Raw genomic sequence first — 25,002 nt, forward strand, 5'->3', positions numbered from 1 at the left:
ATAGTTCAAGGAGAGGATGGCAATACCGAACACCCCAATTTAAGTCCGGCGAAGGCACGGAAATCGTCTTCGGCCCAGCAAGCCATTCCGCTCCGTATCCAGCCGCACCGCCGGACACGAACCTACAGCCCACCCCCACGCATGTCTGGCTAAGCGAATCGGGACTGCACGCGCCATGCCGTCCGAGGAGGTGACCCACCATCGAAAGCATCGATGCGTTCGGCACCGCGTCTACGCCTCGCTCAGCCTTCGATACGGACGCGGTACAAGACCTCAGCCCCTGTCCCGGCTTCGCCTGCAATGGCATTCAGATGCTGGCAGGCGTCTGTCCGGTAGGCCCGGGCGGGGCCATTGAGGTCACGCGCACGAACGCCGTGATGCCGACCGCCGCCGCGCCGATCACGGAGAAGACGGTCTGCCAGGTCTCCGACGGCATGAGATGTTTGACGATGCCGTGGGTGGCGTGAAAGCCTGCAACGGCGGCAGGTGCGACGAAAGCGAGCGCTACGGCGAGTTTCAACCACATTGGCCGGGCGAACAGAATGAGGAACTGGGCAAGGCCGAACACGAGGCCCGCGCAGACAAGTCCGACAAGGACGCTGCCCGGCAGGCCCGCGCCGGTCTGATAGGCCCACATTCCTGCCGCCACGCCGCCGAGCGCCGGCAAAGCGTAGATGGCGAGCGTGAACAGCAACCAGCAGAGGACTGCAATTGCAGTGATGGATCCTAGAATTGCAATAATCATGGTGGCATCTCCGTAAGATGAGGTTCGCACGGTTGCGCCTCCACCGCCACCACGGCGCAATTCAGCAGTATAGCACACTCGTCGACGAGCCTCGAATTGGCGTAACGGCACCAATCATGCAACGGCATGGGGCGCTCCGCCGGCGCGCTCTGTCGCGGTCAGGTCTCAACTCCTTTGAGCAACTCCGTGAGCGTTTTGTCGTAGTCGTCCTTTGCGTCCGAGACGGCGGAGTTTGACCTATCACCCATCGCGGCTGCGATCGCCGCGCCGTGGGTGAAATCGACGAGAATATTCAGCCAACGACGGGATCGTTCCGACGGCAATCCCGCTTCAACTAGGAGCTGGTCAATGTCATCGGTTATCCGCTGTGCCTGCCGGGGAAAGACTGCGGGCTGCCTGAAGATGAGCAATGTAAGACCAGGGTGGCTTATCACCCGGTCATGATAGGCATTCAAAAGCGATCGTATCCGGTCGTGAAACGTACCCGAAGCTGGCGCGGTCACTTCAGCGTAGACGTGTTCAGACAAGGCGTCGATTAACCCGTCGCGATCCCCGAAATGATGGTAGATGGTCATCGGATTGACCTGAAGGCGATCCGCAAGCGCCCGCATTGTGAAGGCCTCGATGCCGCCGGTATCCAATAGTTCGAGCGCGGCCGTCAGAATCTGATCGCGCGAGGCAGGTGCCTTGTCCCGATGCGGACGTCCTCGCGGACGAGTCATGTGGCGATCCGGTAGCGTGACTGGACGAGACCGGAGGCGAAGCTTTTCGTGTCCTGGTGCGCGAGCGGTATGTCCGAGGATGTCGCGCCGAAAAGACTGCGCCCCTCGCCAAGCAGTACCGGGACCTGCGTGATGGTCAGGTCGGCGATTAGCCCCGCGCGCAGGAACGACTGGATGACCTTTCCACCATCGACATAGACGCGCCGATGTCCCTCCGCTTCGAGCATCTCCATTGTTTGTTCAGGCGATTTGTTTGAGATTCGCACCTTGCCGGCAAGGTCTGCCGGTATGTCCTGGTCTTTCAGCGACGCCGAGAGGACAAGTACCGGGCGTGTGTAGAACCACGGGCGTTCATCGCGCATTTTTTCGAACGTACCGCGACCCATCAATATAATGTCGACCTTCTCGATGAAGGCGTCATATCCATGATCCTCCGCTGGATCGTCGCGCTCCAACAACCAACCTATGTCGCCGTCCTTGCGGGCGATGAATCCGTCCAGACTGGTTGCGATGAAAACGTGCCCGGTGATCATCTCGTTCTCCTTATTTATACGACGTATAATTACATACGCCTCGGACCTCGGCGGGTCAACGTGCCGCGTCGGTGAAACCGACTGATGTGGACGCGAACATTGTCGTGTGGGGCGTGGCGGTTCATTCGAACCGCCAGACCGGAATGCCGAGCCTCCTGGCCTTGTCGGCGAGGTTCTCCTGAATGCCGGTGCCAGGGAACACCATGACCCCGATCGGAAGGACATCGAGCATTTGGTCATTGCGCTTGAAGGGTGCTGCGCGACCGTGCTTCGTCCAGTCTGGTGCGAAGCCGATCTGGGTGACGTTGCGGTGATCGGCCCAGCGGGCGGCGATCTTCTCGGCGCCTTTCGGGGACTTGCCATGCATCAGCACCATGTCCGGGTGCTTTGCATGCACCTGGTCGAGCTTGTCCCAGATCAGCTTGTGATCGTTGAAGTCGGCGCCGCCGGAGATGGCGACCTTCGGACCAGCGGGCAGGAGCACCTCGCGGTTGGCGCGTTTGCGCTCGGCGATGAAGTCCCGGCTGTCGATCATCGCCGATGTCAGCGCGCGGTGATTCACCTGCGAGCCGGTGCGCGGCGACCAGGGCGATCCGGTGGTGCGAAGATAATGCTCGGCGGCGCTATCGCGGAAGACCTCCAGGCTGTCGCGGCGCTCGATGAGGCCTTGTCCGGTCTCGATGAGCCGTTCGAGTTCGACGGCTTTTATTTCGGAACCATCCTGTTCGCGCTGCCCGCGCTTCTGCGCCTGTTCGTTGTCGTCGAGCTTGCGTTCCAGCCGGTCGGCGGCGCGATGGAACATATTGACCGTCGACCAGAGGAGGTCGTCGAGTTCGCCATCGAGGGCGGTATCCGCCATGGTGGCGATCAGGGCGTCGAAGACGTCAGAGATGGCGCCGGCGATGACATTGTCCTCCGGGACGAGACGAGGGTCCGGACCGTGCCCGTCGTGACGGTAGCCGTGGAGTTCTAGTTCGTTCAGCGCGTGCTCGGTCGGCGAGGATTCGTGATGGGGTTCGAAGGTGTCGTCGTCGCGTGTCATCGGGTGGCTTCCTTTGTCGGTTGGCCGCGCCCGCCGCGGCCTTCATGGCGCCGAAAGACGGCGGGCGGATCGGGCCTGCATCCTGGAGCGGCAGCGCAAGGACCGAAGCGGCAGCGGAGGATGGCGAAGGCCGGCGATTTTGTTTCGCGATGGAAAGCGGCCGTCAGGCCGCGCCGGAAAATCGTTGGCCGCAGCCATTGCCGGACCGGGGCGCCTGCTGTCCGGTCGCCCTCTCAGGAAGGCCGGGGCGCGGCCCTCTCCGACATCCATGGGGAGCCGTTGACGAAGGCTCCGACGTCACCGCCATAGCCCGCACCGCTGCCCCGTTCAGGCGGACAGAACGGTCTCCATGAACCTGGCGACATCCTGCGGGGCGAGTTGGACCCGGATCGAGGCCCGGAAGGCGTCGAGACCACGAAGGCGCAGATCCTCGTTGAAATCGCCCAGCATCGGCGAAAGCGGCAGCGCTTCGATGCCGAGCGCATCGGCTCGTTCGACGAGCGTGTCCCGCGCGCCGTCGCCCGCCGGATCGTCGTCGCGGACGATGTAGAGTCGACGCAGCGTGTCGGGGAACAGGATGGCGGCAAGATGAGCTGCGGAGAGCGCGGCGGCCATGGGCATTTCGGGCAATATGCATCGCAGCGACAGCATGGTCTCGATGCCTTCGCCCGCCGCCATGACCTCGCCCGCCACGCCGAAGCGCACCGCATGGCCGAGCAGGTCGCCCATTGCTCGTCGCGGCGTCTCGATCGGGGCCTTGCCGAGTGTCGCCTCACTGAAGCCGCCGGGATCGAGCCAGGTCCGGTGAGCGCCGGCCTGGTGTCCGTCGAGATCGGTCACCGATCCGATCAGCGCCGGCCACGTCTCTGTCGGGCTATGCTCATCGGGCCGGTAATAGCAGCGCGGATGGAACCGCAGCGACGCGGTTCCGTGCAAAGCCGTAATGCCGCGTTTACGGAAATACGATTCCGCCAGTGTGCCCATAATCGGCCGCGCCATCGAGAACAGACGTTTGGCCGCCAGTGGTGAACCCGTTGGTGCGGGCGACGTCCGTCTAGACGATGATGCCGGCTCCGGTTCGGGATGCGGCAGGCTGAGAAACCGCCGGGCCTCGTCGGCGACGTCCCTGAACTCGGTCAAACCGCAGCTCTTGCGGATGACGTCCAGCAAGTCGCCATGTTCACCCGTCGCCGCGTCGGTCCATTTCCCTGCGGCTCCCTTGCCGGACTCGGGGCCGGTCAGGCGCACGAACATTGAGCGCCCTTTTGTGTTGCGGACGTCACCCACCATCCAGTAGCGGCCCTCGCGCCGCCCGCTGGAGAGATATTCGCGGCACACGGCCTCGGCCTGCCGGCCGAGACGATGTGCGAGGTCTGAAGCATCGCGGGTCATCAGGCAGCCTCCCGCTCGGCGATGCGCTCGACCGGAAACCGCTCCAGCAGCCTGGCGAGGACCGCAGCGCCGGACGCGTCGGTCGGGACGAACAGCCGGTACTTCCATGAGATGATCTCGCCGAAGAGACCATAGGCCTTGAGGCGGTCGCGCATCGTGTCGGTGAACCCGGTGAGCTCGATTCGGTTCGCGCCCATGACGCGGGCGCGGCGAAGCTGAAGCCCCTCGGCGAGGTCGAGGATCGTGCGGCCCCCGGTCAGCGCGGTGAAGGCGTCGTCCGCCGAAAGGCTGGCGGTGCCCGTGGTCGCTGCGTTCGCGGCCCAGGCCGGTGAAACCTTTCGGCCGATGATGCGCTCGCCATCGTCGGTCTGGAGCCGGTAGACCCGCGTCGATTCATTGGGCAGGCGCTTCCAGATCGGCAGCAACAGTCCGGATACGATGTGGACGGTGCTGTCGGTAAACTCCGGGACCACCGCCACTTCGGCGTCCCAGATGCGCGCAAAGGTATCGCGGTCGGTTTCGACCCAGTGCGTGTCGCCCATCATTGCTGCGGGCACCTTGGTGGATTCCATCGGCCGGATCAGGCGCACGCGGCGTTCGACGACACCGTCGTCGTCGATCACGCTGGTGGTCGGGACACGCACCGCGGCCCGGCCCGATCGCTCGTTGACCAGCAGGGCGGCACGCGGATCGGTAAGATGGTCGAGCGCCTCGTCCAGCGTGACCGGGTGGTTGCGCTCCCGCTGCGCGATGGTGAGCAGCGTGGTCTCCGCGCTGGTCGCGGGATGGGTGTGGATCACCTGCCGGTCGGTGACGGTGAACTGCTCGCCCCTCAGCGTTTCCAGGCCGACATCATAGGTGCCGCTGGCAATGGCGCCCTCGATCCGGGCGGTGAGGATCTGCTCGAAATGCGCGAACAAAATGTTCTGCAGATCGATGGTGAGCGCCAGGAGCCTGTTGAGGAAGGTGGTGATCGGCGGCAACTCGTCCTTGATGCCGGTATCGTCCATCAACTTCAGGCCGGTTGACGTCTCGAAGGTCTGGAGCGGGCAACCTTCGACCTTGCCGCCGACGATCATCAGATAGAGCCGGCGCAGCGCGTCGCGCGCATAGGCGCTTTCGAGATTGTCCTCGGCGCGGAACAGGCCCTGGCCGCCGGTCTGGCGCTGGCCGCGCGTGATCGCCCCGAGCGTGTCGAGGCGGCGGGCGATGGTGGAGAGGAAGCGCTTTTCCGCCTTCACATCCGTGGCGACCGGCCGGAACAGCGGCGGTTGCGCCTGATTGGTGCGGTTGGTGCGCCCCAGGCCCTGGATCGCCGCATCGGCCTTCCAGCCCGGCTCCAGCAGATAGTGGATGCGCAGGCGCTGGTTCTTCGCCGATAGGTCGGCATGATAGGAGCGCCCGGTGCCCCCGGCGTCCGAGAAGATGAGGATGCGCTTGACGTCATCCATGAAGGCCTGGGTTTCGGCGAGATTTGCCGAAATCGCGCGGCCCTCGACGGCGAGGCGATCAGCGGTGACGCCGGCACCGGGCTTGCGGACGATGCGGCGCGAGCGACCCGTGACCTCGGCCACCGTGTCGGTGCCGAAGCGCTGGATGATCTGATCGAGCGCGCCGGGAACCGGCGGCAGCGAAGCAAGCTTCTCGATCAACCGGTCACGTCGGGCGACGGCCTCGCGGCTTTCGACCGGTTGGCCGTCGCGGGTCACCGGGCGCGAGCATAGATTGCCCTCGGAATCGGTGAAGGGCTCGTAGAGCTGCACCGGGAAGGAGTGAGCCAGGTAGTCGAGCACATATTCGCGCGGCGTGATGTCGACCTGGACGTCGTTCCAGTCTTCGGTCGGGATCTCGGCCAGGCGTCGTTCCATCAGCGCCTCGCCCGTGGAGACGATCTGGATGACGGTGGCGTGGCCGGCTTCGAGATCGGCATCGATGGCGCGGATCAGCGACGGCGTCTTCATCGCCGTGATAAGGTGATTGAAGAAGCGCTGCTTGGCGTTCTCGAAAGCCGAGCGGGCGGCGGACTTGGCCTGCCGGTTGAGCGTACCCTCGCTGCCGGTGACGTTGGTCGCCTGCATGGCGGCGTCGAGATTGTTGTGAATGATCGCGAAGGCGCCGGCATAGGCGTCGTAGATGCGCCGCTGCTCGTCGGTGAGCTGGTGCTCGATCAGCTCGTATTCGACCCCTTCATAGGAGAGCGAACGAGCCTGGTAGAGGCCGAGCGCCTTCAGGTCACGCGCCAGCACCTCCATGGCGGCGACCCCGCCATCCTCGATCGCCTCGACGAACTCGGCGCGTGTGGCGAAGGGGAAATCCTCACCGCCCCACAAGCCGAGCCGCTGGGCATAGGCGAGATTGTGGACCGTGGTGGCGCCGGTCGCGGAGACATAGACGACACGCGCATCGGGAAGCGCGTGCTGCAGGCGCAGCCCGGCGCGGCCCTGTTGCGAGGCGGCCTGATCGCCGCGTTCGCCCTTCGATCCGGCGGCGTTCTGCATGGCGTGGCTTTCGTCGAAAATGATCACTCCATCGAAGTCTTCTCCCAACCAATCGACGATCTGCCGGACGCGCGAAACCTTCGATCCGCGCTCGTCGGAGCGCAGCGTGGCATAGGTGGTGAATAGGATGCCCTGCGGCAGACGAATGGGCGTGCCCTGGCGAAAACGCGACAGCGGCGTGACGAGGAGTCGTTCCTGGCCGAGCGCGGACCAGTCGCGCTGCGCGTCCTCGAGCAGCTTGTCGGATTTGGACACCCAGACGGCGCGGCGACGACCGTTGAGCCAGTTGTCGAGCAGGATGCCGGCGACCTGTCGGCCCTTGCCCGCGCCGGTGCCGTCACCGAGGAACCAGCCACGCCGGAAACGGACAGCGTCGGCGGCGTCCTCCGCCGCGGCAGTGACCACATCGCAGGTCTCATCGACGATCCAGGATCCGGCGAGATGCTGGGCATGGGCTTCGCCGGCATAGATCACGCTTTCGAGCTGGGCGTCGGAGAGAGTGCCGTCGGCCACGAGCTCTGCCGGCAGATGCGGGCGATAGTCCGGTTTCGGCGGCGCGACCGAGGCCATGGCGGCGGACTGAACGAGCCTGGTGGGATGCACCTGAGAGCCGGGAATACGGATCGACTGAAGCGCGTATTCCTCGTAGATCGCATCGGTGAGGCGTCCGCCCTGCGGCGGGGTCCAGTCGACCGTCTCGTAGCTGAGCTCTTCACTGGTCTGTTCGCTAACGGGGGGTGCGGGCTTGGAACCGCACGAACTGCTGCGCGTGGCTGAGGCAGAGCGCGGCGGGGTGACCTGCTGTCCGGAGATCGCCGGCAAGGAAACCGGTGCGCGGGGTGGCATGTCCGCCTCGATCCAGCCGAACAGCGTCGCGACATCAGGCGCGATGCCCCGCGATGGCGGAAAGGCGGTGGGATCGTCGGCCGCGATCTTGTCGATCACCGTCAGCCGCGTGTCGATGGTGGTGCCATGGCGCGCATAGACCTTGCCCTCGATCGCAGCGCTGAAGACCACGCGCCCATGTTCCTGCAGGCGCGCGAAAGCATCCCGCCATCTCGGGGTCTCGAGCGCGAAACTGGCGCCGGTGATGGCAACGAGGCGTCCGCCTGGCGCCAGGCGCGCCAGCGCCGAGGCGACATGGCGATAGGCGGCGTCGGCCATTCGGCCCGACACGTTTGCCATCACCGAGAATGGCGGGTTCATCAGCACGACGCTGGGAACGGCACCGGCGTCCAAATAGTCGTCGATTTGCGCAGCATCGAAGCGCGTGATCGAAAGAGCCGGAAAGAGAGACGAAAGAAACGCGCCGCGTGTCTCGGCCAACTCGTTGAGGTAGAGCCGGCCTCCGGCGATCTCGGCGAGAATGGCGAGCAGGCCGGTACCGGCGGAGGGTTCCAGCACGATATCGTCCACGGTGATCGCGGCGGCCGTCGCCGCGGCGAAGCCCAGGGGGATCGGCGTCGAGAATTGCTGGAAGGCTTCGCTCTCTTCGGAGCGGCGGGTGTGCGAGGGCTGAAGGCCTGCGATCCTGTCGAGCAGTGGCAACGCGCCGGCCGGAGAGCCGGCTTTGCGCAGAAGCGTCTTTCCGTATTTGCGCAGAAACAGGACGGCGGCGCCTTCGCAAACGTCATAGGCGGTCTTCCAATCCCAGGCGCCATCGGTATCGGAGCCGCCGAAGGCAGTATCCATCGCGATGCGGAGCGCGGGCGCGTCGATGCGCTGACCGTGTTCAAGAAGCGGAAGGAGTTGACGGGCGGCGCGGGCGAGCGCCGCCGCGGGAACGATCTCTGTCATGGGGAGAACCTCGGGAGAGCGGGAACGGGGCAAGCCGGGCGGCGCTCTCTCTGGACCGCACCGGCTCAAACCCGTCCCGGCAACCCTCTCCCTCTCATGGTTCGGGCGGCCGATAGACCTCGTATGGATTGCCATCGGCGAGATGACCGAAAGGCGTGATGAGGAACTCGCCGCCGTCTCGGCCGACCGCGCAGATCACATAGCGCACCGCCCCGGTCTCGGCGTCGGCGCATTCGAGCAGGGCGAGATTGCCATCGGCGGCCGCGCGCAACAGCGTCTCGAAATTGGCGCGGGCATGGTCGGGAATGCTCATGACCGGCCTCCCGCAAGCGTGTCGGCGAGCCATTCGCCGGTATAGGTCCACGCCACCGTCTCGCCGGTGGCAAGGTCGAGGACATGCGCGCCGCCGCCGAACGCATCGATACGGGGCCGCGAACAGGTATTGGCGTATTGGAAGCCCCACCGTCCGGTCAGTGAGAACGCTGTGGCGCAGCGTTTGACGAACTGGATGACATGTTCCGGATCGCCGGTGACATCATCGCGTATCCAGAGGCAGGTGCCGCCATGCTCGGGCACGATGGAGAGATCAAACCCCTCTGATGGTGGGTCTTCCGAGGCGTTTTCGTCGGACAGACGGTTGTAGAGGTCGAGCGCGCGTGCGGCGTTCTCGGGTGTTCTGACGTCGAGGACGCAAGAGAAGTGCGTGAAATAGTCAGCCATGTCGGGCTCCTGAAACGAAAAGGCCCGGTGCGGTGACCGGGCTCGAATTGCGGATTTGGGGGTGAGCGGCTAGTAGCCGAATCGCCACGACGGCCAGGCCTGGCCGTCGTCGGCGTGCCTAATGGCCTCGTTGAGATAGGCTGGATCGCCATCGACAAGGGTGGGATCGCGTACGGGGGTTTCGTCGATCACCGTGACGGCGCTGACGACGCCGTCCTCGACCTCGACATGGACGGGCACGAGGAACTGGAAAACGACGCGGCGTGTGGGATGAGCGTGTTCGCTATTCATGAAAGCGCCTCCTGAAACAAAAAGGCCCGGTGCGGTGACCGGGCCGGGTTGGGAATGATGGTGTGCGGTGCGGGGCGGCTCTGGACGCCCCGCCTGAGCGGCTATTCGGCAGCCACGGTTTGCGGTTCGTCGACCGGCTCTTCCGCGCCGTCGTCCTCGTCGGAGAGGAAGGCCGGCAGAGCTTCGGCGCCGTCCCCCTCGGAATCCGAGGCGGTGCCGTCGTCGACGGCGGGGAGACGCAGCGGTTCGGGCAACCAGCCGCTATCGGCGAGCAGCCGTTCCGCCTCCTTGGCCATGTCCGGCTTCTTCAGATGGTCGATGAGCTGCGCGGTTTCCTCGCCCTTGGCTTCGCGCACCGCTTCGAGAATACGGGGCTTGGTCACCCGGCCGAAATAGTTCGCGACCGTTGGCCTCCATCCGGTTTCGACCATGTCGAGCCCGACGGCGCGGGCGAGCCGGTCCGCCTCGTGGATGCGCTGCTTAATGCCGCGTGCTGTCGGCCCCGCACCATAGGGATTGGCCTTCTCGTAGAGCGCATTGACGCCGAAGGAGACGCAATGGGCGAGAAGCGCCATGCGGCTCGCATCGTCGAGACCGTCGATCTTGGCCCAGAGCGCCTCGTCGTCTTCAAGGGGCAGGTCGGCCTTCCAGGCCTCGTGCCGGTCGTAGACGGTCTTGGCGGCGGCACTGTCTTTCAGATCATCACCCTGGACGGGGAAATAGACCTGCCGGACCGACGCCTCCAGGCATCCCGGTGTCGAGACGTGCTGGAAGGCGTCGCGCACCAGCTTGTGGATCAGCGCGGTCACCGCGACGGAAGTGTTGTCAGCCAGAGCGTCGCGCAGCGCCAGGGACCGATGCGCCGTCAATTCGATCACCAGCCGCTCGGGCAGCGGCTTGATCGCATCATCCTCCTCGTCCTGCGGCTCGGGTTCGCCGCCCACGGAGATGATGGTGCGTTGCACAGCGCCGGAACCGACTGCCGCATCGCCATCGCTTCCCGCGTCATCGTCGCCCTCGGCCACTTCGTCCTCGGGGCGAACATAGCCACGCTCGACGGAAAGCTGACCATCGTGGCGGATGCTGACGAATGCGCCGGCGCGGCCGATCTCGCCAGAATCGTACTGCTTCGGGCGATCCTCGAACGCGTCGAGCGCCACCTCGATCTCGCCGAGCCGTTCATCCACCTCGTCAGGCAGTTCGTCGGCCTCGGCATATTCGGTCTCCAGACGGTCGAACTCCTCGCGCAGGGCTTCGCGTGCGGCCCGCTCCTCGTCGGTTAGATCGACCGGCGTGCCGGTGAGCGCCCGCAAGCCGTTGGTGTGGCCATAGGGGAAATCGGCCGCGACCGAGATCCATTTCCAGCCCTCCTCGGCGATGGTCTCCGCCTCGCAAGTGAGCTTCTCGCCGACCAGCCGTTCGAGCAGGGCCACGTCCTCGATCCAGCCCCCGTCATCGTCCTGGAAGAGGTCGCGCAGGACGGCGCCGCCTGCCTCTTCATAGGCTTCCACCGTCACGAAGCGCACGCGCCGGTCCGACGCCCGCACGATGTTCTCCGTCAGCATGCGGCGGATCTGATAGGGTTCCTTCGACCAGCTATGCGCGATGGCCTCCCAGACCTGTTCCTGGCGGGCATGGTCGGTGGAAACCGTGAACGCCATGAGTTGATCGAGCGTCATGGCGTCCTCCGCATAAAGGTCGAGGAGCTTTTCTGACACCGAAGCGAGCTTGAGGCGCTGCTTGACGGTGTTGACCGAGACGAAGAACCGCGCGGCGATGTCTTCCTCGCTCATGCCCTGGTCTCGGAACGTCTGGAACGCACGGAACTGGTCGAGGGGATGCAGTGCAGCGCGCTGGACGTTTTCGGCGAGCGAGTCTTCCTCGGCCGAGATGTCGCTGTCCGCCTCGCGCACGTTGCAGGGCACCGGTGCGGTTCGGGCCAACCGCTTCTTCTTGGCGAGAAGTTCGAGCGCCCGGAACCGGCGGCCGCCGGCCGGGACCTCGAACATACCGGTCTCCTTGCCGTCGTCGTCCACGACCGGACGGACGTTGAGGTTCTGCAGGAGGCCGCGACGGGCAATGTCCTCGGCCAGCTCCTCGATCGAGACGCCGGCCTTGATGCGCCGGACGTTGGACTGGGAGAGGACGAGCTTGTTGAAGGGGATGTCGCGCGAGGCGCTGAGGGTGATCTTCTTGGCTGCTGTCGCCATGGTGATTTACTCCGCGACGGGCGCCGAGAGCCTCTCTCTCGGCTTCCAACCCGTCACGGAAACAGGGCGCAGCCCTCTCACTCTCCTTCTCGCCAATGCCGGAACCGCCGAGTATTCCGATGACTCTGGCCGGGATCCAGTTGCGTGCCCGTTTCTTGCAGTGGGTTGTCGGCGGGACCAACCGATCCTCGCCTAGCTCGGCGCGCGAACTGGCCCACCATCATTGGTCAAACCAGTGTTCAACAGGTTGATCAGTCGGTCCAAGATGAGCTTCGGTATTCAGTGCGGCCGATCAAGAAACCGCAACGCCGTAGAGGCGAAGGGAGTCGCGGCATCGAAAATGGCAGAGTGGTCGCTGCCAGGAATAATCCATAACTCGGAATTCGGTATCGAACGATAAAGGTCGAGCGGAATTTCAACCGGGAAGAAGTTGTCGCGATCACCGTGCACGATGAGCGTGCGCGCTGTGATGGTCGACAAGCTCTCTTTCGTGAAATTCATATCATCATCATTTTCGGCCAGCGCGTTGAATTGAGAGAGGAGTTGGCGGATCTGTTCGTCGCCGCGCTTGGCGCACTCGCGATACATTTCCTGAACGTCACGAGGCAGAGTGCCAATCGAAGCGCGGCGCATTATGGCCCTGGCCTGGTCCGGAAAATGGGTGGTCGTGCTGATAAGCACCATCGAGTCGATGCGATCAGGCTTGCTTGTCGCCATGTGCAGGAGCGTCATTCCGCCAGAACTGATGCCCATTGCCGAAAAGGATTCAATTCCAAGTTCGTCGAGCAGGAGGAACACGTCCTCGGCCGCGTCCCGATGTGTGAACCTGTTATCTGGATTGGTGGAGTAACCATGGCCGCGCAGATCGACGAGGATCAAGCGATAGCGCTCGGAGAGTTGGTCGATGAAGGGATGCCAATTCTGGCTGCATCCGCCGAACCCGTGCAATAGAACAAGCGGTTGCCCGGTTCCGTATTCCTCGTAGTGGATATCGAGTTGGTTGAGTTGGATGGTTTGCCCGGGGCCGGTCGTTCGCTTGGGAGCATATGTTGTCATTGTTGTTGGCTTTACATTGGTCGAACAAGCGGGTGCGCGGCGATGGTGTAGTTGCCATTGAATCATATCGTCAGCGCCTCGGGAATCCCATTGATTGATTTCGCATCTTCTGGCGTGAAGGCCAGAAGCCAGTCGGCGGCCTTGCCCGCCTGGCTGGCGGCGCGGACGATGGCGCGATTGTCCTCGCGCAGCACGTCGAGCCAGGAGGCTATGTAATCGGCGTGCCGAACGGTCGGGGCGATGCCGAGTGAGGCACAGCAGAAGGCGGCGTTGATCTCGGCGATGAGCTCCTCGAAGGCGTATTTCTTTGAGCCGAACGAGCCCGAGAAATCCCGCCCCAGACGCGAGGCATGGCCTGTCGCGTGGCCCATTTCGTGCAGCGCGGTGCGGTGCCAATTGATGGGCTCGAAATAGGCCTGCGGCGGCGGCACCTGCACATAGTCATGGGCCGGCACGTAGAAGGCCCGGTTGCCGCCGATGCGGAAGTCGATGCCCGTCGCTGCGATCAGCGCCTCGACGCGCGGTTCGATCAGGCCGGTCGGCACTGGTGGCGCGGCGGTCGCCACATCCTCCGGCAGATTCTCACACTGGTCGGTGTTGAAGACGGTGAAACGCTTGAGGAACGGGATCGCCTGGGCGTCCTCGCCGGTCTCGCGCGCACGGCGTTTCTCGTCCTCCGGCACGAAGCGGTCGGCATAGACGACGGTGGTGCCACGCTCGCCCTTGCGGACGTTTCCGCCGAGCGACAGCGCCTGGCGGAAGGTCAGCCAGCTCTGGCCGGAAAAGCCGCGTTCGATCACGGCGCCCCACAGCAGCAGGACGTTGATGCCCGAATACTGACGATCGGTGGAGGCGTTCTTCGGAAGGCCAAGGGGCGCTTTCGCCGCCGCCGTTCCCCAGGGCTGGACCCAGGGCACGCGGCCCGCCTCCAGTTCAGTGATGATCTTGTCGGTGATTTCGGAGTAAAGATTGGTCCGGTCGCGCCGGGCGCCGGATTTGCGGTTGTGTCTGGACATCGCGGGTCTCCGCGACGGGCGCCGGAGGCCTCTCCTCCGGTCCTCATCCCGTCACGGCAAACCCGTCCGCACTCTCACTCTCAAAAGGGGGCGTTGCGGGGGAATCCCCCGCTCGAAGGGGTCGGCCGAGACTACAGGCTCGGCCGCAGGGGAAGGCTTTCCCCTCCCAAGATTTTCATCAGAAGAACAAATGCGTACAATCGGAATTGCGAAACTACGGAAACGATTATGTGCAATTTATACTCGGTCACCAAAGGTCAGTCGGCAATCCGGGACCTGTTCGACGCAATGGATGACCGGAGCGGCAATCTTCCCTCCATGCCGGCCGTCTTCCCCGACTACTCCGCGCCGATCGTGCGAAACACGAGCGATGGCGGGCGCGAACTGACCCGGGCGCGCTGGGGCATGCCGTCACCTGTCTTCGCGTTGAAGGGCAAGAAGGTCGACCGCGGCGTCACCAATGTCCGCAACACCAAGAGTCCTCACTGGCGACGATGGTTGGGACCGGAATCGCGTTGTCTGGTGCCCTTCACCTCGTTTTCGGAACCCGCGCGCGGTCCGGATGGAAAGTCCGAGCCTGTGTGGTTCGCGCTCAACGAGGATCGCCCCCTCGCTTTCTTCGCGGGCATCTGGACGAACTGGACATCGACCCGCAAGCTCGCGGAAGGAGAGGTCACCTGCGATCTCTACGGATTTCTGACCACCGATGCGAACGAGGAAGTGGGCGCAGTCCATCCGAAGGCTATGCCGGTCATCCTGACGGAAGCCACGGACTGGCAAACCTGGCTGACCGCACCTTGGGATGAAGCGAAAACGCTGCAACGCCCCTTGCCGGATGGGTCGCTTGAGGTTGTCGCGCGGGGCGCTCCGCAAGACGGGGAAGCCATCTAACCTGACGTGGCGGAATACGCCATATTCAGGCGGTCAGTCGCCTCACGTCTGCCGGGCTGCGGAAAAAATAGACGCGGTCGAAATCGGATGAAACCGGGTCCTGAACGTTGATACCGCTAAATGTCGACGCCATCGACGGGATCAGCAGTTTGGGCGGTTCTTCGGCAGCACGATCGGCGGAACCTGCCCGGCAACAATGACCAGCCACTGCTCGTCGCAGCGCCGATAGTCTCGAAGCGCCTTATGTTTGCGGTGCAGGACCGGCTCGAGATCGGTGCCCGTGGAGTCGTGCATGATTCCACCACGCGAGCCGGTTAGCTCTGGAGTGTCGCAGCTAGTTCAGGGCAATGACGAAATTCGATTGCTGAGCGACGGTTATTGCTCGGTCCTAAGGACTTCCAGGATCGAGCCCCTCCCGAACTAATTCTCGCATAGCTCCCTCGCCGTTGCGATCTGAGCAAACTCGAAAATCCCGCCGTCAGATTCGAGCGCAGCGCGCCAGTGGGTCGGTAAATCCTGTTGTCGAGTGTCGATTATCACTATAGCGTCGTCCCAAGAGAGTTCGGCGGGAATCAACAGCGATGCATCCAGGAACGACAGTTCGGCAGGATTGCCTCGAAAAGAACGGATTGAGCGTCACTGACGCTGCTCGGGTTCTTGGGGTTGATCGACAGACCCTCAGCAACCTGCTGAACGCGCGGTCGGGCATCTCGCCGGAGATGGCCGTCCGGTTGGAAAAGGCGTTCGGCATACCTGCCCGTGAGTGGCTGATGCGGCAGCTCGACTACGAGCTGGCCGAGGTCATGCGTCGGGCCAACAAGATCAAGGTCGAGCCTTTCCGTGCATCGACCACGGAAGGCGGGGGAACGCATGAACGCGGTCGAGATTGAAGAGGCAGTATCCGCGCTCGCCGAGCAGCCGTTCGACGCGCAAGAGTTCCCTTTCGCCTTCCTCGAAGCCTTCGGCAACAAGGCGACGACCATCAAGCGGTTGCGCTCCGGCGCGTCGAACAAGTCCGATGTGGGTGGCGTTCTCCAAACCAGCAACATCCATATCGCCACCGCCGATTCTGGCCGTGTGACTGAGAAGCTTGCCGCGCTGCGGGCAAGCCCCACCACCACGCGCGGTAAGGTCAAGTTCATTCTCGCGACCGATGGCGATATGCTCGAAGCAGAAGACTTGGAGTCTGGCAAAACCGTTGCTTGCGCTTTTGCTGAATTCTCCGATCACTTTGGTTTTTTCCTGCCGCTCGCGGGCATCTCATACACCAAGGAAATCAAAGAAATAGAGATGGACATGAGAGCGGCTCGTCGCCTCAACCAACTCTATGTGAAATTACTCGAAGAAAATTCCGATTGGGGAACCGCCGAGCGTCGTCCGGACATGAATCATTTTATGGCTCGGCTAATCTTTTGCTTTTTCGCAGAAGATACTGACATCTTCAACGGCAGGGGCCTTTTCACCGCTACCATCAACCAGATGAGTGCGCGGGACTCATCCAATACGCATGAGGTCATTGGCGAGATTTTCCGCGCCATGAACACAAAGATTGCCGACCGGAAGGCCGCGAACCTGCCTCGTTGGGCCGATGTATTTCCCTACGTCAATGGCGGGCTGTTCTCGGGCAACCTCGACGTGCCGCACTTCAGCCGGATCGCCCGAACTTACCTGCTCCACATCGGTGGCCTTGATTGGCGGCAGATCAACCCGGATATTTTCGGATCGATGATCCAGGCCGTCGCCGACGATGATGAACGCGGGGCGCTGGGGATGCACTACACCAGCGTTCCCAACATCTTGAAAGTACTGAACCCGCTATTTCTGGACGATTTGCGCGAGAAGTTGGAGGAAGCAGGCGACAACCCTCGCAAGCTCCTCAATCTTCGCAACCGCATGGCCCGCATCCGGGTTTTCGATCCGGCCTGCGGCAGCGGTAACTTCCTTGTCATCGCCTACAAGGAAATGCGGTCCATCGAGGCGATCATCAATGAACGTCGCGGTGAGGAAAGCCGGAAATCGGATATTCCGCTCACCAATTTTCGGGGCATCGAGCTTCGCTATTTTTCCGCCGAGATTGCCCGTTTGGCCCTCATCATCGCCGAGTTCCAATGCGACGTTCTCTATCGCGGCCAGAAACTCGCGCTGAATGAGTTTCTGCCTCTCGATGCCGAAAACTGGATTACCTGCGACAACGCGCTTCGACTCGATTGGCTAACTATCTGCCCGCCGGCCGGCACCGGCGTGAAGCATCGCTCTGACGACCTGTTCCACACCCCGATGGATCAGGCTCAGATCGATTTCGATAATGAAGGTGGGGAAACCTACATCTGCGGAAATCCACCGTATCGTGGAAGTCAGTGGCAGACTAATGAGCAAAAATCCGATCTCAAGGCAATTTTCGACGGGCGGACGAAGAACTGGAAATCACTCGACTATGTATCTGGTTGGTTCATGAAGGCCGCTGACTTCGGCATGAGAACCGAGGCGGTTGCTGCTTTTGTTGCAACAAATTCCATTTGCCAAGGCCGTCAGGTCGATACGCTTTGGTCGCTGATTTTCTCAGCCGGTTATGAAATCGCTTTTGCCCACACATCATTCAAATGGGCGAACCTTGCCAGCCACAATGCTGGCGTTACTGTAGCCATTGTCGGCATTTCAAATCACGCAGGCCGAACACGGCACCTGTTCTCCGACGCCGAGGGTAACGGCACGACCGTTAAGACGGTCGAAAATATCAATGCCTATCTCGTTTCTGGACCAAACACGACTGTAGCCCCGTCGTCTTCTACTATCAGCAACATTCACGATATGAGCTTCGGGAACATGCCTAACGATGGTGGGCACCTGCTGATACCCATGATCGAAGCGATCTCTGCACTTGCAGATCATCACGTCGAACCAAAATTCATCCGCCCATTCTATGGATCGCTTGAGTACATTCGGGGTGTAGAACGGCGGTGCATTTGGGTCGCCGACAACGAATATGGCGCTGCCAACGAGAACGTTTGGTTGAGAAGCCGATTTGACGCTGTTCGAAAACAACGTGCTACGTCTAATAGAAAAACGACTAAGGCGCTTGCTTCCGTCCCTTATCGCTTTGGTGAAGTGCGCCAAATGGGCAACGAGACCGTAATTATTGTGCCAAGTGTATCGTCGGAGATGCGGGAATATCTGCCAGTTGGTTATGCGTCAGCCGGAGCAATTGTCTCCAATCTCGCCTTCGCTCTCTATAATGCCCCCCTCTGGAATATGGCTCTGATCGCGTCGCGCCTGCACCTTGTCTGGATCGCTACCGTATGCGGTAAGCTGAAAACAGATTTCCGTTATTCCAATACACTCGGCTGGAATACCTTTCCTGTTCCGACACTGACCGAAAAGAATAAGGCCGACCTAATCCGCTGCGCCGAGGACATCCTGTTGGCGCGGGAGGCGCACTTCCCCGCCACCATTGCGGACCTCTATGACCCGGAGAAGATGCCCACAGATTTGCGCGAGGCGCATGAACGTAACGACGAGGTGCTCGAACGCATCTATATCGGGCGGCGCTTCCGCAACGATACCGAACGGCTGGAAAAGCTGTTCGACCTTTACGCTAAGATGACTGCATCGGCGGGGACAGCGAAGAAACGACAGGCGGGGGCAACAACGTGACCATCGAAAAGAAATCAGTTCCTTCCGTCTCGGTTTCCTATGCCCGCAACGGCAGCACCAACAAGGCCAATGCCCTTGGGATGAGGCCGATGCAGGAGCGCGCCTATGAAAAGCGAGGCGAGCAATATCTGCTTATCAAGTCGCCCCCCGCGTCCGGCAAGAGCCGCGCCCTCATGTTCATCGCGCTCGATAAACTGGCGAACCAGGGGCTGAAACAAGCGATTATCGTCGTGCCGGAGAAAAGCATCGGCTCCAGCTTCGCCGACGAGCCATTGAGCAAATTTGGCTTCTGGGCGGATTGGACCGTCACCCCGAAATGGAACCTCTGCAACGCGCCGGGCGAGGACGGCGGCAAGGTCAACAGTGTCGGTGCGTTTCTCGAAAGCGATGACAAGGTGCTGGTCTGCACCCATGCCACCTTCCGTTTCGCTGTGGACAGGTTCGGCGTGGAGGCGTTCGATAACCGGCTGATTGCGGTGGACGAGTTCCACCATGTTTCCGCCAATCCGGATAACAAGCTGGGCCTGCACCTTGGCCAGTTCATTGCCCGGAACAAGGTGCATATCGTCGCCATGACGGGCAGCTATTTTCGTGGCGATGCCGAAGCCGTCCTCGCCCCGCAGGACGAGGCCAGCTTCGATGCTGTCACCTATACCTATTATGAGCAGCTCAACGGCTACGAGTATCTGAAACAGCTCGACATCGGCTATTTCTTCTATTCTGGCGCATATGCAGACGACATTCTCGCCGTTCTAAATCCGGCAGAGAAAACGATCATCCACATCCCCAACGTCAATTCCCGCGAAAGCACCGGCCAGAAGATCAAGGAAGTCGAACACATCATAGAGGAGCTTGGCGAATGGCAGGGCGTCGACCCGGCCACCGGCTTCCAGATGGTCAAGACGGTGGAAGGCCGCGTCTTTCGTATCGCGGACCTTGTGGATGACGACCCGTCCAAGCGAGATCGTGTTTCCGCCGCGCTCAAGGATCCCGCGCAAAAGAACAACCGCGATCATGTGGACATCATCATCGCGCTCGGCATGGCGAAGGAAGGCTTCGACTGGATTTGGTGCGAACACGCACTGACGGTTGGCTATCGCTCCAGCCTGACCGAGATCGTGCAGATCATTGGCCGCGCAACCCGTGACGCGCCCGGCAAGACCCGCGCCCGCTTCACCAACCTGATCGCCGAGCCTGACGCTTCGGAAGAAGCCGTGACCGAGGCCATCAACGACACGCTCAAGGCTATCGCCGCCAGTCTGCTTATGGAGCAGGTGCTTGCACCCCGTTTCGAGTTCAAACCCAAAAACCCGGCGACCGACACCGCCACGCCCGGCTTCGATTATGGTGAAGGTGGCTACCAGTCAGACAAGTGCAATGTCGGCTTCAACGAAGAGAGCGGCCAGTTTCAGATCGAGATCAAGGGCCTTGTCGAGCCGAAAAGCGAGGAAGCGCAGCGCATCTGCCAGCAGGATTTGAATGAGGTTATCGCGGCCTTCGTGCAGGACAAGCCCGCCATCGAGCGCGGCCTGTTCGATGAGGAGCTCGTGCCGGAGGAACTGACCCAGCTTCGCCTGGGCAAGATCATCAAGGACAAATATCCCGAACTGGACGAGGAGGATCAGGAAGCCGTGCGCCAGCACGCCATCGCCGCGCTAAACATCACGCAGCAGGCGAAGAAAATCGCGCTTGGCGGCGATGGTTCTGGTGCGGAACCAAGCACCAACACCGCGTTGATCGACGGTGTGCGCAAATTCGCGATGGACGTGCGCGACCTGGACATTGACCTGATCGACCGGATCAATCCGTTTCAGGAAGCCTATGCCATCCTCGCCAAGACCATGAGTGAGGAAAGCCTGAAACAGGTCGCTGCCGCCATCGCCGCCCGTCGCACCAGTCTCACCCCGGAAGATGCCAAACAGCTTGCCGTCCGGGCGGTTCAGTTCAAAAAGGAACGTGGACGGCTCCCCTCCATCAGTTCGACCGATGCCTGGGAAAAGCGAATGGCCGAGGGTGCCGCCGCCTTCGTGCGTTTCAAGGATGAGGGTCGCTATGAGTGATCCCGACCTTGACGACCTTCGCGCCGAACTGGCGGACTTCGCCCAATCCGAAAAGAAAATCGGGCGGACCCCGCGCGAGGAGCGCATCATCGCCGGGTTTGAGGAAATCCAGCGTTTCGTCGATGAGCATGGTCACGAGCCCCAGCATGGCGAGGACCGTGATATATTCGAGCGGCTTTATGCCGTGCGGCTGGACCGACTTCGCGCGTTAGAGGAGTGCCGCTCGCTTCTCGCGCTGTTCGACCGTCAGGACCTTTTAACCGGAGCGGAAGCCACTGTCCCCGCATCCGCCGAGGAGATGGATGCGGACGCTTTAATGGCCGAACTCGCCGGAGCCGCAGGCGAATCCGAAATCACCGAACTTCGCCATGTGCGTTCCGCAGCCGAGAAACGCGCCGCTGAGGAGATCGCCAACCGAGAACCGTGTCCCGACTTCGACAGGTTCAAGCCACTGTTCGAGCAGGTGCGGATTGACCTCGATTCAGGCGTCCGCACTACCCGGCAGTTCGTGAAGGATGCGGGTTTCCTGAAGGCGGACATCAATGAGGGGCAGTTTTTCATCCTTGGCGGTCAGGTCGCCTACGTTGCAGAAGTCGGTGAAACCTTCCGTGCCCCAAATGGAGAAAATGATGCTCGCCTGCGCGTCGTCTATTCTAACGGGACCGAAAGCAATCTGCTTCGCCGGTCGCTCCAGCGGGCGCTATACAAGGATGAGGCGGGACGGCGCATCACCGAGCCAACCGCTGGCCCGCTGTTTACCGGCGATAGCGACGACGAGGATATAGCAAGCGGCACCATCTATGTGCTTCGCAGCAAGTCCGATCATCCTGTTGTGGCCGCGAACCGCGAGGTGCTGCACAAGATCGGCGTGACCGGTGGCGATATTACCCGCCGCCTTGCCAACGCTAAGCTCGATCCAACCTTTCTCATGGCCGACGTTGAGGTGGTCGCCACCTACACACTCTACAATATCAACCGCGCCAAGCTGGAAAATTTGATCCACCGCATCTTTGGTCCGGCCCGGCTCGATATCGAGATCAGGGATCGTTTCGGTAATCCCGTTGTGCCCCGCGAATGGTTCCTTGTGCCCCGTTTCGTGGTCGATGACACCGTAGAGAAAATCAAAGACGGAACGATCACCGAATATGCATACGACCCAAGCAGCGCTCGTCTGGTAGAACGCAGCGCGCTGCCACCGTCGGGAGATTTGGCATGAGCAATGTCAATATCAAGCGGCTGGTCGATAACATCCGGTCCGGCACCAATATATACACGCCCTTGGTCGAGTTGGTCGTAAACGCGATTCAGGCCATCGACGCGAAGGGCATACGAAACGGCTTGGTGGAAATCGAAGTTCTCCGAAACGGGCAGCCTGACGTGATCGACCGCCTGGAGGAGGTTGATGGCTTTGTCGTCAAGGACAATGGAATAGGCTTCACCAAGAGCAACCGTGATGCCTTCGACACCCTATACACTGAACAAAAGATTGCGGACGGCGGCAAAGGTTTTGGCCGGTTTACTTGCCTGAAATATTTTCAGCGGGTGAAGGTTTCCAGCACCTTCGCCGAGAGCGATTTATTCCGTGACCGGTCCTTCAGGATGGGTTTGGACAAGGACATCATCGTTGATGAGAAGGAAGCTCCGTCGCAAGGGCAGACCACCGGCTCGACCGTCGAGATTTCCGGCATCAAGTCAGTAAGGTTCCCAGATAAAAAACTGGAAACAATCAGCCGTGTCGTCGTGGAACGACTGCTGCCCTATTTCGTGGATGAGCAGCGCGACTGTCCCCGCGTGGTTATCCGGGATGCCAACAAGCCGTCCGAGGCCATCTCCCTCAATGATTATCTTGGGAAGGATAGTAGCCAGATCGTCGAAATGAACGTGGACGAAAGTGCGTTCTCGCTATCGGCGAACGAGGATGAAAAGAGCTTTCAGGTCCGCGTATTCAAGTTCTTCGCGCCGAGAACGGCGAAGAGCAAGGTCAGCCTTGTTGCCCACCGGCGGGAAGTGACAGACAACCCACTCGAAGCATACATTCCAGAATTTGCGGAAGAATTTTTTGAACCGGGGCCGGATCAGGATTTGGCTACGGGTCGCAACTTCATCATCAAAGCCTATGTGTTCAGCGAATATCTGAATGACAGCGTGTCCCTCGAACGAGGCGAGTTTCGTTTTCAGACCGACGCCGACCTGTTGAATGGGATCTCTCAAAACGACATCGAACAGAAAGCTGCCGATATCGTGCAATCGGTAGTTGGCGCAGAGATTGCCGAACGGAAGAAGCGCAAGGAAGTGCGCATCTCCGAATATATAACCAATGAAGCCCCTTGGCACCGCGTCCTTGCAAACGAGGTGGATTTCAACACCCTACCGATGCGGCCGTCTAATCAGGACATCGAGCTTCATCTCCAAAAGAAGAAATATGAGAAAGAGATAGCGACAAGAACGCAGGTCACAGCATTGCTGAACTCGGAGAACCCGGATGAGCTTGGCGAGAAAATCTCACAGTTGATCGAGAACATTTCCGACAACAGCAAGAACGACCTAATTCACTATGTATCCATGCGTAAGTGCGTCCTTGATCTGTTCTCCAAGTCGCTAGAAATCGGAGCCGACGGAAAGCACAAGTCCGAAGGCGAGGTGCATGACATTATCATGCAGCGGAAGAAGGATTCCGATGAGATCGACTTCGATGCTCACAACCTTTGGATGTTGGACGAGCGGCTGAATTTCTCTGCCTATATTTCATCGGAAAAACCGATCAACAAGGCTAACGGTGATCGGACAGACATTACGATTTTCAACAATCGCGTTGCATTTCGCGGTGAGAATGAGGCCAGCAATCCCATCACGATCTTCGAGCTCAAAAAGCCACAGCGGGATGATTTTGCGAACCCGTCATCCAAGGACGATCCGGTGCAGCAGATCGTCCGCTATGTGAATCAGATTCGCGACGGGAAATTCAAAACCCCAAAGAACCGCGATATGCTCGTGAACGCCAACACACCGTTCTACGGCTACGTCGTATGCGACCTGACCAAGAAAGTCGCCGATTGGCTCGAACGTGAGAAGGATTTCACGCCCATGCCCGACGGGCTTGGCTGGTTCCGCTGGTTCGGCAATATTAATCTCTACATCGAGGTGCTGAGCTGGACCAAGGTCCTGCGCGATGCCGAAATGCGGAACAAGATATTCTTCAACAAGCTCGGCATCGACTGAACGGCCTGATCGTTGCGGAAAATAAGCGCGACGAGTCGCGCGATGGCGATCAGTACTGCGATAATTGAGGTCTCCGCACCGCCCGCCATCGGTCACGCCTGGTCATGCCGTATGTGCGATGTGGTTGGCGCTTTTGTATCCTGTTCCGTCGCGAACGCTTCCTTTCCCATTGCTGCCCACAGCTCGCGGATCCCGGTGGCTCCAAAGCGAGCAAATCGAAGACCAAGAATTTCGTAGCGAATGTTTGTGAGCATGGAACGGACGGACGACGCACCGATCAAACGGGACTGCCTTGGGTGGCGATCCCGCGATCTCCACCTTCGGAGGCGCGCCTGGCCTCAAGACGTTCGATAAAGGCGAGTGAGGCCACCACGCACTCGATGACATACTGGGCCTCGGACAGGTCCAGCAGCTCATTGTCATGGGCGAGCGAGCGTTTGTTGCGCGCCTGATTCAGGCCGTCGAAAAGCTTGTGCTGCATGCGCAGGGTGGGAAGTGCGAACTCGCTGACGTCTCGGCTGTCGCGCAGGATACGACCATAGGCACCGAACAGGGCGTCGAGGGGTGTTCGCGCGTCGGTCGACTGGCCGTGCCGGGAAAGAAGGTGCCGAAATCGCTTTACGCAATAGGTGTGGACCCGGTCGAGCGCCACGTCGGGTTTCTCGGCGATGAGATCCGCCGCAATCGAGGCGCGGAGCTTGGCAAGCGTCGTATCTGCGGAGAAATCGGTGAACGACTCGTCGAAGCGCAGTGTCGATGAGGATTCGAGTTCGGCGGTGAACTGTTTCAGCCAATCGTGAAGTCTTGTCTCCTTTTTCGGGTCGTCGTCGGTATATCCGTCGAGGGTGTTGCGATAAGCCCAGAGCGCGCGCAGCACCTGAGCGACAAGACGCGGTTCGGCGACGGAAACGAAACCGCGAAGGGTCTTTCCCTTGCTGGAGCCCTCAATCTGGAAGCGCTCCTGAAAAATATTGATCCCGAAATTCTCCTCGAACCATTCCGACATTGTCCGATCGCTGAAATCGAGCACATATCCGCCGCCGCTATGAAATATTTGATCGAACACCTGCCGCTGATTGCTGGGTAGGCGCAAGGTTCGGCCGATGATGCGGGGTTGTTGAGTGTCCGGAGTTTCGCCAGCCATCTTTGTCGGTCCCAG

20 protein-coding genes are annotated in these 25,002 nt (G+C 61.1%); 6 read left to right on the forward strand and 14 right to left on the reverse strand.

What is annotated here, in order from left to right; genetic code table 11:
- Nucleotides 1-307 precede the first annotated feature (307 nt).
- The 12 genes from CH339_RS14375 to CH339_RS14430 all read right to left on the reverse strand — a co-directional run bounded on the left by CH339_RS14375 (nt 308) and on the right by CH339_RS14430 (nt 14,022).
- Nucleotides 308-745, reverse strand: a complete 438-nt coding sequence (locus CH339_RS14375) for a hypothetical protein (RefSeq protein ID WP_111435053.1) — start codon at nt 743-745, stop codon at nt 308-310.
- A 158-nt stretch (nt 746-903) separates the two neighbouring features.
- Nucleotides 904-1,467: a TetR/AcrR family transcriptional regulator gene (locus CH339_RS14380; protein WP_111435054.1), complete on the reverse strand. Its 564-nt coding sequence runs from the start codon at nt 1,465-1,467 to the stop codon at nt 904-906.
- Entirely contained in the window at nt 1,464-2,000 is a 537-nt protein-coding gene (locus tag CH339_RS14385) for a dihydrofolate reductase family protein (RefSeq protein WP_111435055.1), read from the reverse strand. The genes CH339_RS14380 and CH339_RS14385 overlap by 4 nt, the downstream gene beginning before the upstream one ends.
- Before the next feature lie 121 nt (nt 2,001-2,121).
- Nucleotides 2,122-3,042, reverse strand: coding sequence for a DUF2493 domain-containing protein (locus CH339_RS14390; RefSeq protein WP_111435056.1), 921 nt, complete (start codon nt 3,040-3,042; stop codon nt 2,122-2,124).
- Between the two features lie 327 nt (nt 3,043-3,369).
- Complete coding sequence (locus tag CH339_RS14395) at nt 3,370-4,434, reverse strand: DUF7146 domain-containing protein (RefSeq protein WP_111435057.1); 1,065 nt, start codon at nt 4,432-4,434, stop codon at nt 3,370-3,372.
- Nucleotides 4,434-8,729: a strawberry notch family protein gene (locus tag CH339_RS14400; protein ID WP_201240954.1), complete on the reverse strand. Its 4,296-nt coding sequence runs from the start codon at nt 8,727-8,729 to the stop codon at nt 4,434-4,436. Before CH339_RS14400 ends, CH339_RS14395 begins: the two co-directional genes overlap by 1 nt.
- Nucleotides 8,730-8,823: 94 nt before the next feature.
- Nucleotides 8,824-9,042 (reverse strand): DUF6117 family protein, encoded by a 219-nt coding sequence (locus CH339_RS14405; RefSeq protein WP_111435059.1) that lies wholly within the window; start codon nt 9,040-9,042, stop codon nt 8,824-8,826.
- Nucleotides 9,039-9,449: a hypothetical protein gene (locus CH339_RS14410; protein WP_111435060.1), complete on the reverse strand. Its 411-nt coding sequence runs from the start codon at nt 9,447-9,449 to the stop codon at nt 9,039-9,041. The genes CH339_RS14405 and CH339_RS14410 overlap by 4 nt, the downstream gene beginning before the upstream one ends.
- 69 nt (nt 9,450-9,518) lie before the next feature.
- Nucleotides 9,519-9,740: a hypothetical protein gene (locus tag CH339_RS14415; RefSeq protein ID WP_111435061.1), complete on the reverse strand. Its 222-nt coding sequence runs from the start codon at nt 9,738-9,740 to the stop codon at nt 9,519-9,521.
- A gap of 101 nt (nt 9,741-9,841) precedes the next feature.
- Nucleotides 9,842-11,950 carry a ParB/RepB/Spo0J family partition protein gene (locus CH339_RS14420; RefSeq protein WP_111435062.1) on the reverse strand — a complete coding sequence of 703 codons (2,109 nt, stop codon included), beginning with the start codon at nt 11,948-11,950 and terminating at the stop codon, nt 9,842-9,844.
- Nucleotides 11,951-12,229: 279 nt separating this feature from the next.
- Nucleotides 12,230-13,072 carry an alpha/beta fold hydrolase gene (locus tag CH339_RS14425; RefSeq protein WP_244669066.1) on the reverse strand — a complete coding sequence of 281 codons (843 nt, stop codon included), beginning with the start codon at nt 13,070-13,072 and terminating at the stop codon, nt 12,230-12,232.
- Nucleotides 13,069-14,022, reverse strand: a complete 954-nt coding sequence (locus tag CH339_RS14430; protein ID WP_111435064.1) for an ArdC family protein — start codon at nt 14,020-14,022, stop codon at nt 13,069-13,071. Before CH339_RS14430 ends, CH339_RS14425 begins: the two co-directional genes overlap by 4 nt.
- A gap of 228 nt (nt 14,023-14,250) precedes the next feature.
- Here CH339_RS14430 and CH339_RS14435 point away from each other — a divergent pair, with 228 nt between their 5' ends.
- Nucleotides 14,251-14,913, forward strand: coding sequence for an SOS response-associated peptidase (locus CH339_RS14435; RefSeq protein ID WP_111435065.1), 663 nt, complete (start codon nt 14,251-14,253; stop codon nt 14,911-14,913).
- Between the two features lie 141 nt (nt 14,914-15,054).
- Here CH339_RS14435 and CH339_RS24720 read toward each other — a convergent pair whose 3' ends face one another.
- Complete coding sequence (locus CH339_RS24720) at nt 15,055-15,207, reverse strand: hypothetical protein (protein WP_170138531.1); 153 nt, start codon at nt 15,205-15,207, stop codon at nt 15,055-15,057.
- 287 nt (nt 15,208-15,494) lie between these two features.
- Here CH339_RS24720 and CH339_RS14440 point away from each other — a divergent pair, with 287 nt between their 5' ends.
- From CH339_RS14440 to CH339_RS14460, 5 genes are read left to right on the forward strand one after another with little or no spacing between them, the layout of a single operon-like run.
- Nucleotides 15,495-15,803: a HigA family addiction module antitoxin gene (locus tag CH339_RS14440; RefSeq protein ID WP_111435066.1), complete on the forward strand. Its 309-nt coding sequence runs from the start codon at nt 15,495-15,497 to the stop codon at nt 15,801-15,803.
- Entirely contained in the window at nt 15,784-18,564 is a 2,781-nt protein-coding gene (locus CH339_RS14445; RefSeq protein ID WP_111435067.1) for a class I SAM-dependent DNA methyltransferase, read from the forward strand. The genes CH339_RS14440 and CH339_RS14445 overlap by 20 nt, the downstream gene beginning before the upstream one ends.
- A complete protein-coding gene (locus tag CH339_RS14450; RefSeq protein WP_111435068.1) occupies nt 18,561-20,624 on the forward strand; it encodes a DEAD/DEAH box helicase in 2,064 nt (687 codons plus the stop codon). Before CH339_RS14445 ends, CH339_RS14450 begins: the two co-directional genes overlap by 4 nt.
- Complete coding sequence (locus tag CH339_RS14455; RefSeq protein WP_111435082.1) at nt 20,617-21,840, forward strand: GIY-YIG nuclease family protein; 1,224 nt, start codon at nt 20,617-20,619, stop codon at nt 21,838-21,840. Before CH339_RS14450 ends, CH339_RS14455 begins: the two co-directional genes overlap by 8 nt.
- Nucleotides 21,837-23,843, forward strand: a complete 2,007-nt coding sequence (locus CH339_RS14460; RefSeq protein ID WP_111435069.1) for an ATP-binding protein — start codon at nt 21,837-21,839, stop codon at nt 23,841-23,843. The genes CH339_RS14455 and CH339_RS14460 overlap by 4 nt, the downstream gene beginning before the upstream one ends.
- A gap of 277 nt (nt 23,844-24,120) precedes the next feature.
- On the opposite strand, the gene CH339_RS14465 is transcribed toward CH339_RS14460, so the two are convergent.
- Entirely contained in the window at nt 24,121-24,987 is an 867-nt protein-coding gene (locus tag CH339_RS14465; RefSeq protein ID WP_146610181.1) for an abortive infection family protein, read from the reverse strand.
- Nucleotides 24,988-25,002 lie beyond the last annotated feature (15 nt).

This window comes from Rhodobium orientis, assembly GCF_003258835.1.
GTDB lineage: Bacteria > Pseudomonadota > Alphaproteobacteria > Rhizobiales > Rhodobiaceae > Rhodobium > Rhodobium orientis.

Bases quoted from the DNA above. Each gene is read 5' to 3' on its own strand.
- CH339_RS14375 (WP_111435053.1), bottom strand. From the start codon at position 745: ATGATTATTGCAATTCTAGGATCCATCACTGCAATTGCAGTCCTCTGC.
- CH339_RS14380 (WP_111435054.1), bottom strand. From the start codon at position 1,467: ATGACTCGTCCGCGAGGACGTCCGCATCGGGACAAGGCACCTGCCTCG.
- CH339_RS14385 (WP_111435055.1), bottom strand. From the start codon at position 2,000: ATGATCACCGGGCACGTTTTCATCGCAACCAGTCTGGACGGATTCATC.
- CH339_RS14390 (WP_111435056.1), bottom strand. From the start codon at position 3,042: ATGACACGCGACGACGACACCTTCGAACCCCATCACGAATCCTCGCCG.
- CH339_RS14395 (WP_111435057.1), bottom strand. From the start codon at position 4,434: ATGACCCGCGATGCTTCAGACCTCGCACATCGTCTCGGCCGGCAGGCC.
- CH339_RS14400 (WP_201240954.1), bottom strand. From the start codon at position 8,729: ATGACAGAGATCGTTCCCGCGGCGGCGCTCGCCCGCGCCGCCCGTCAA.
- CH339_RS14405 (WP_111435059.1), bottom strand. From the start codon at position 9,042: ATGAGCATTCCCGACCATGCCCGCGCCAATTTCGAGACGCTGTTGCGC.
- CH339_RS14410 (WP_111435060.1), bottom strand. From the start codon at position 9,449: ATGGCTGACTATTTCACGCACTTCTCTTGCGTCCTCGACGTCAGAACA.
- CH339_RS14415 (WP_111435061.1), bottom strand. From the start codon at position 9,740: ATGAATAGCGAACACGCTCATCCCACACGCCGCGTCGTTTTCCAGTTC.
- CH339_RS14420 (WP_111435062.1), bottom strand. From the start codon at position 11,950: ATGGCGACAGCAGCCAAGAAGATCACCCTCAGCGCCTCGCGCGACATC.
- CH339_RS14425 (WP_244669066.1), bottom strand. From the start codon at position 13,072: ATGATTCAATGGCAACTACACCATCGCCGCGCACCCGCTTGTTCGACC.
- CH339_RS14430 (WP_111435064.1), bottom strand. From the start codon at position 14,022: ATGTCCAGACACAACCGCAAATCCGGCGCCCGGCGCGACCGGACCAAT.
- CH339_RS14435 (WP_111435065.1), top strand. From the start codon at position 14,251: ATGTGCAATTTATACTCGGTCACCAAAGGTCAGTCGGCAATCCGGGAC.
- CH339_RS24720 (WP_170138531.1), bottom strand. From the start codon at position 15,207: ATGCACGACTCCACGGGCACCGATCTCGAGCCGGTCCTGCACCGCAAA.
- CH339_RS14440 (WP_111435066.1), top strand. From the start codon at position 15,495: ATGCATCCAGGAACGACAGTTCGGCAGGATTGCCTCGAAAAGAACGGA.
- CH339_RS14445 (WP_111435067.1), top strand. From the start codon at position 15,784: ATGAACGCGGTCGAGATTGAAGAGGCAGTATCCGCGCTCGCCGAGCAG.
- CH339_RS14455 (WP_111435082.1), top strand. From the start codon at position 20,617: ATGAGTGATCCCGACCTTGACGACCTTCGCGCCGAACTGGCGGACTTC.
- CH339_RS14460 (WP_111435069.1), top strand. From the start codon at position 21,837: ATGAGCAATGTCAATATCAAGCGGCTGGTCGATAACATCCGGTCCGGC.
- CH339_RS14465 (WP_146610181.1), bottom strand. From the start codon at position 24,987: ATGGCTGGCGAAACTCCGGACACTCAACAACCCCGCATCATCGGCCGA.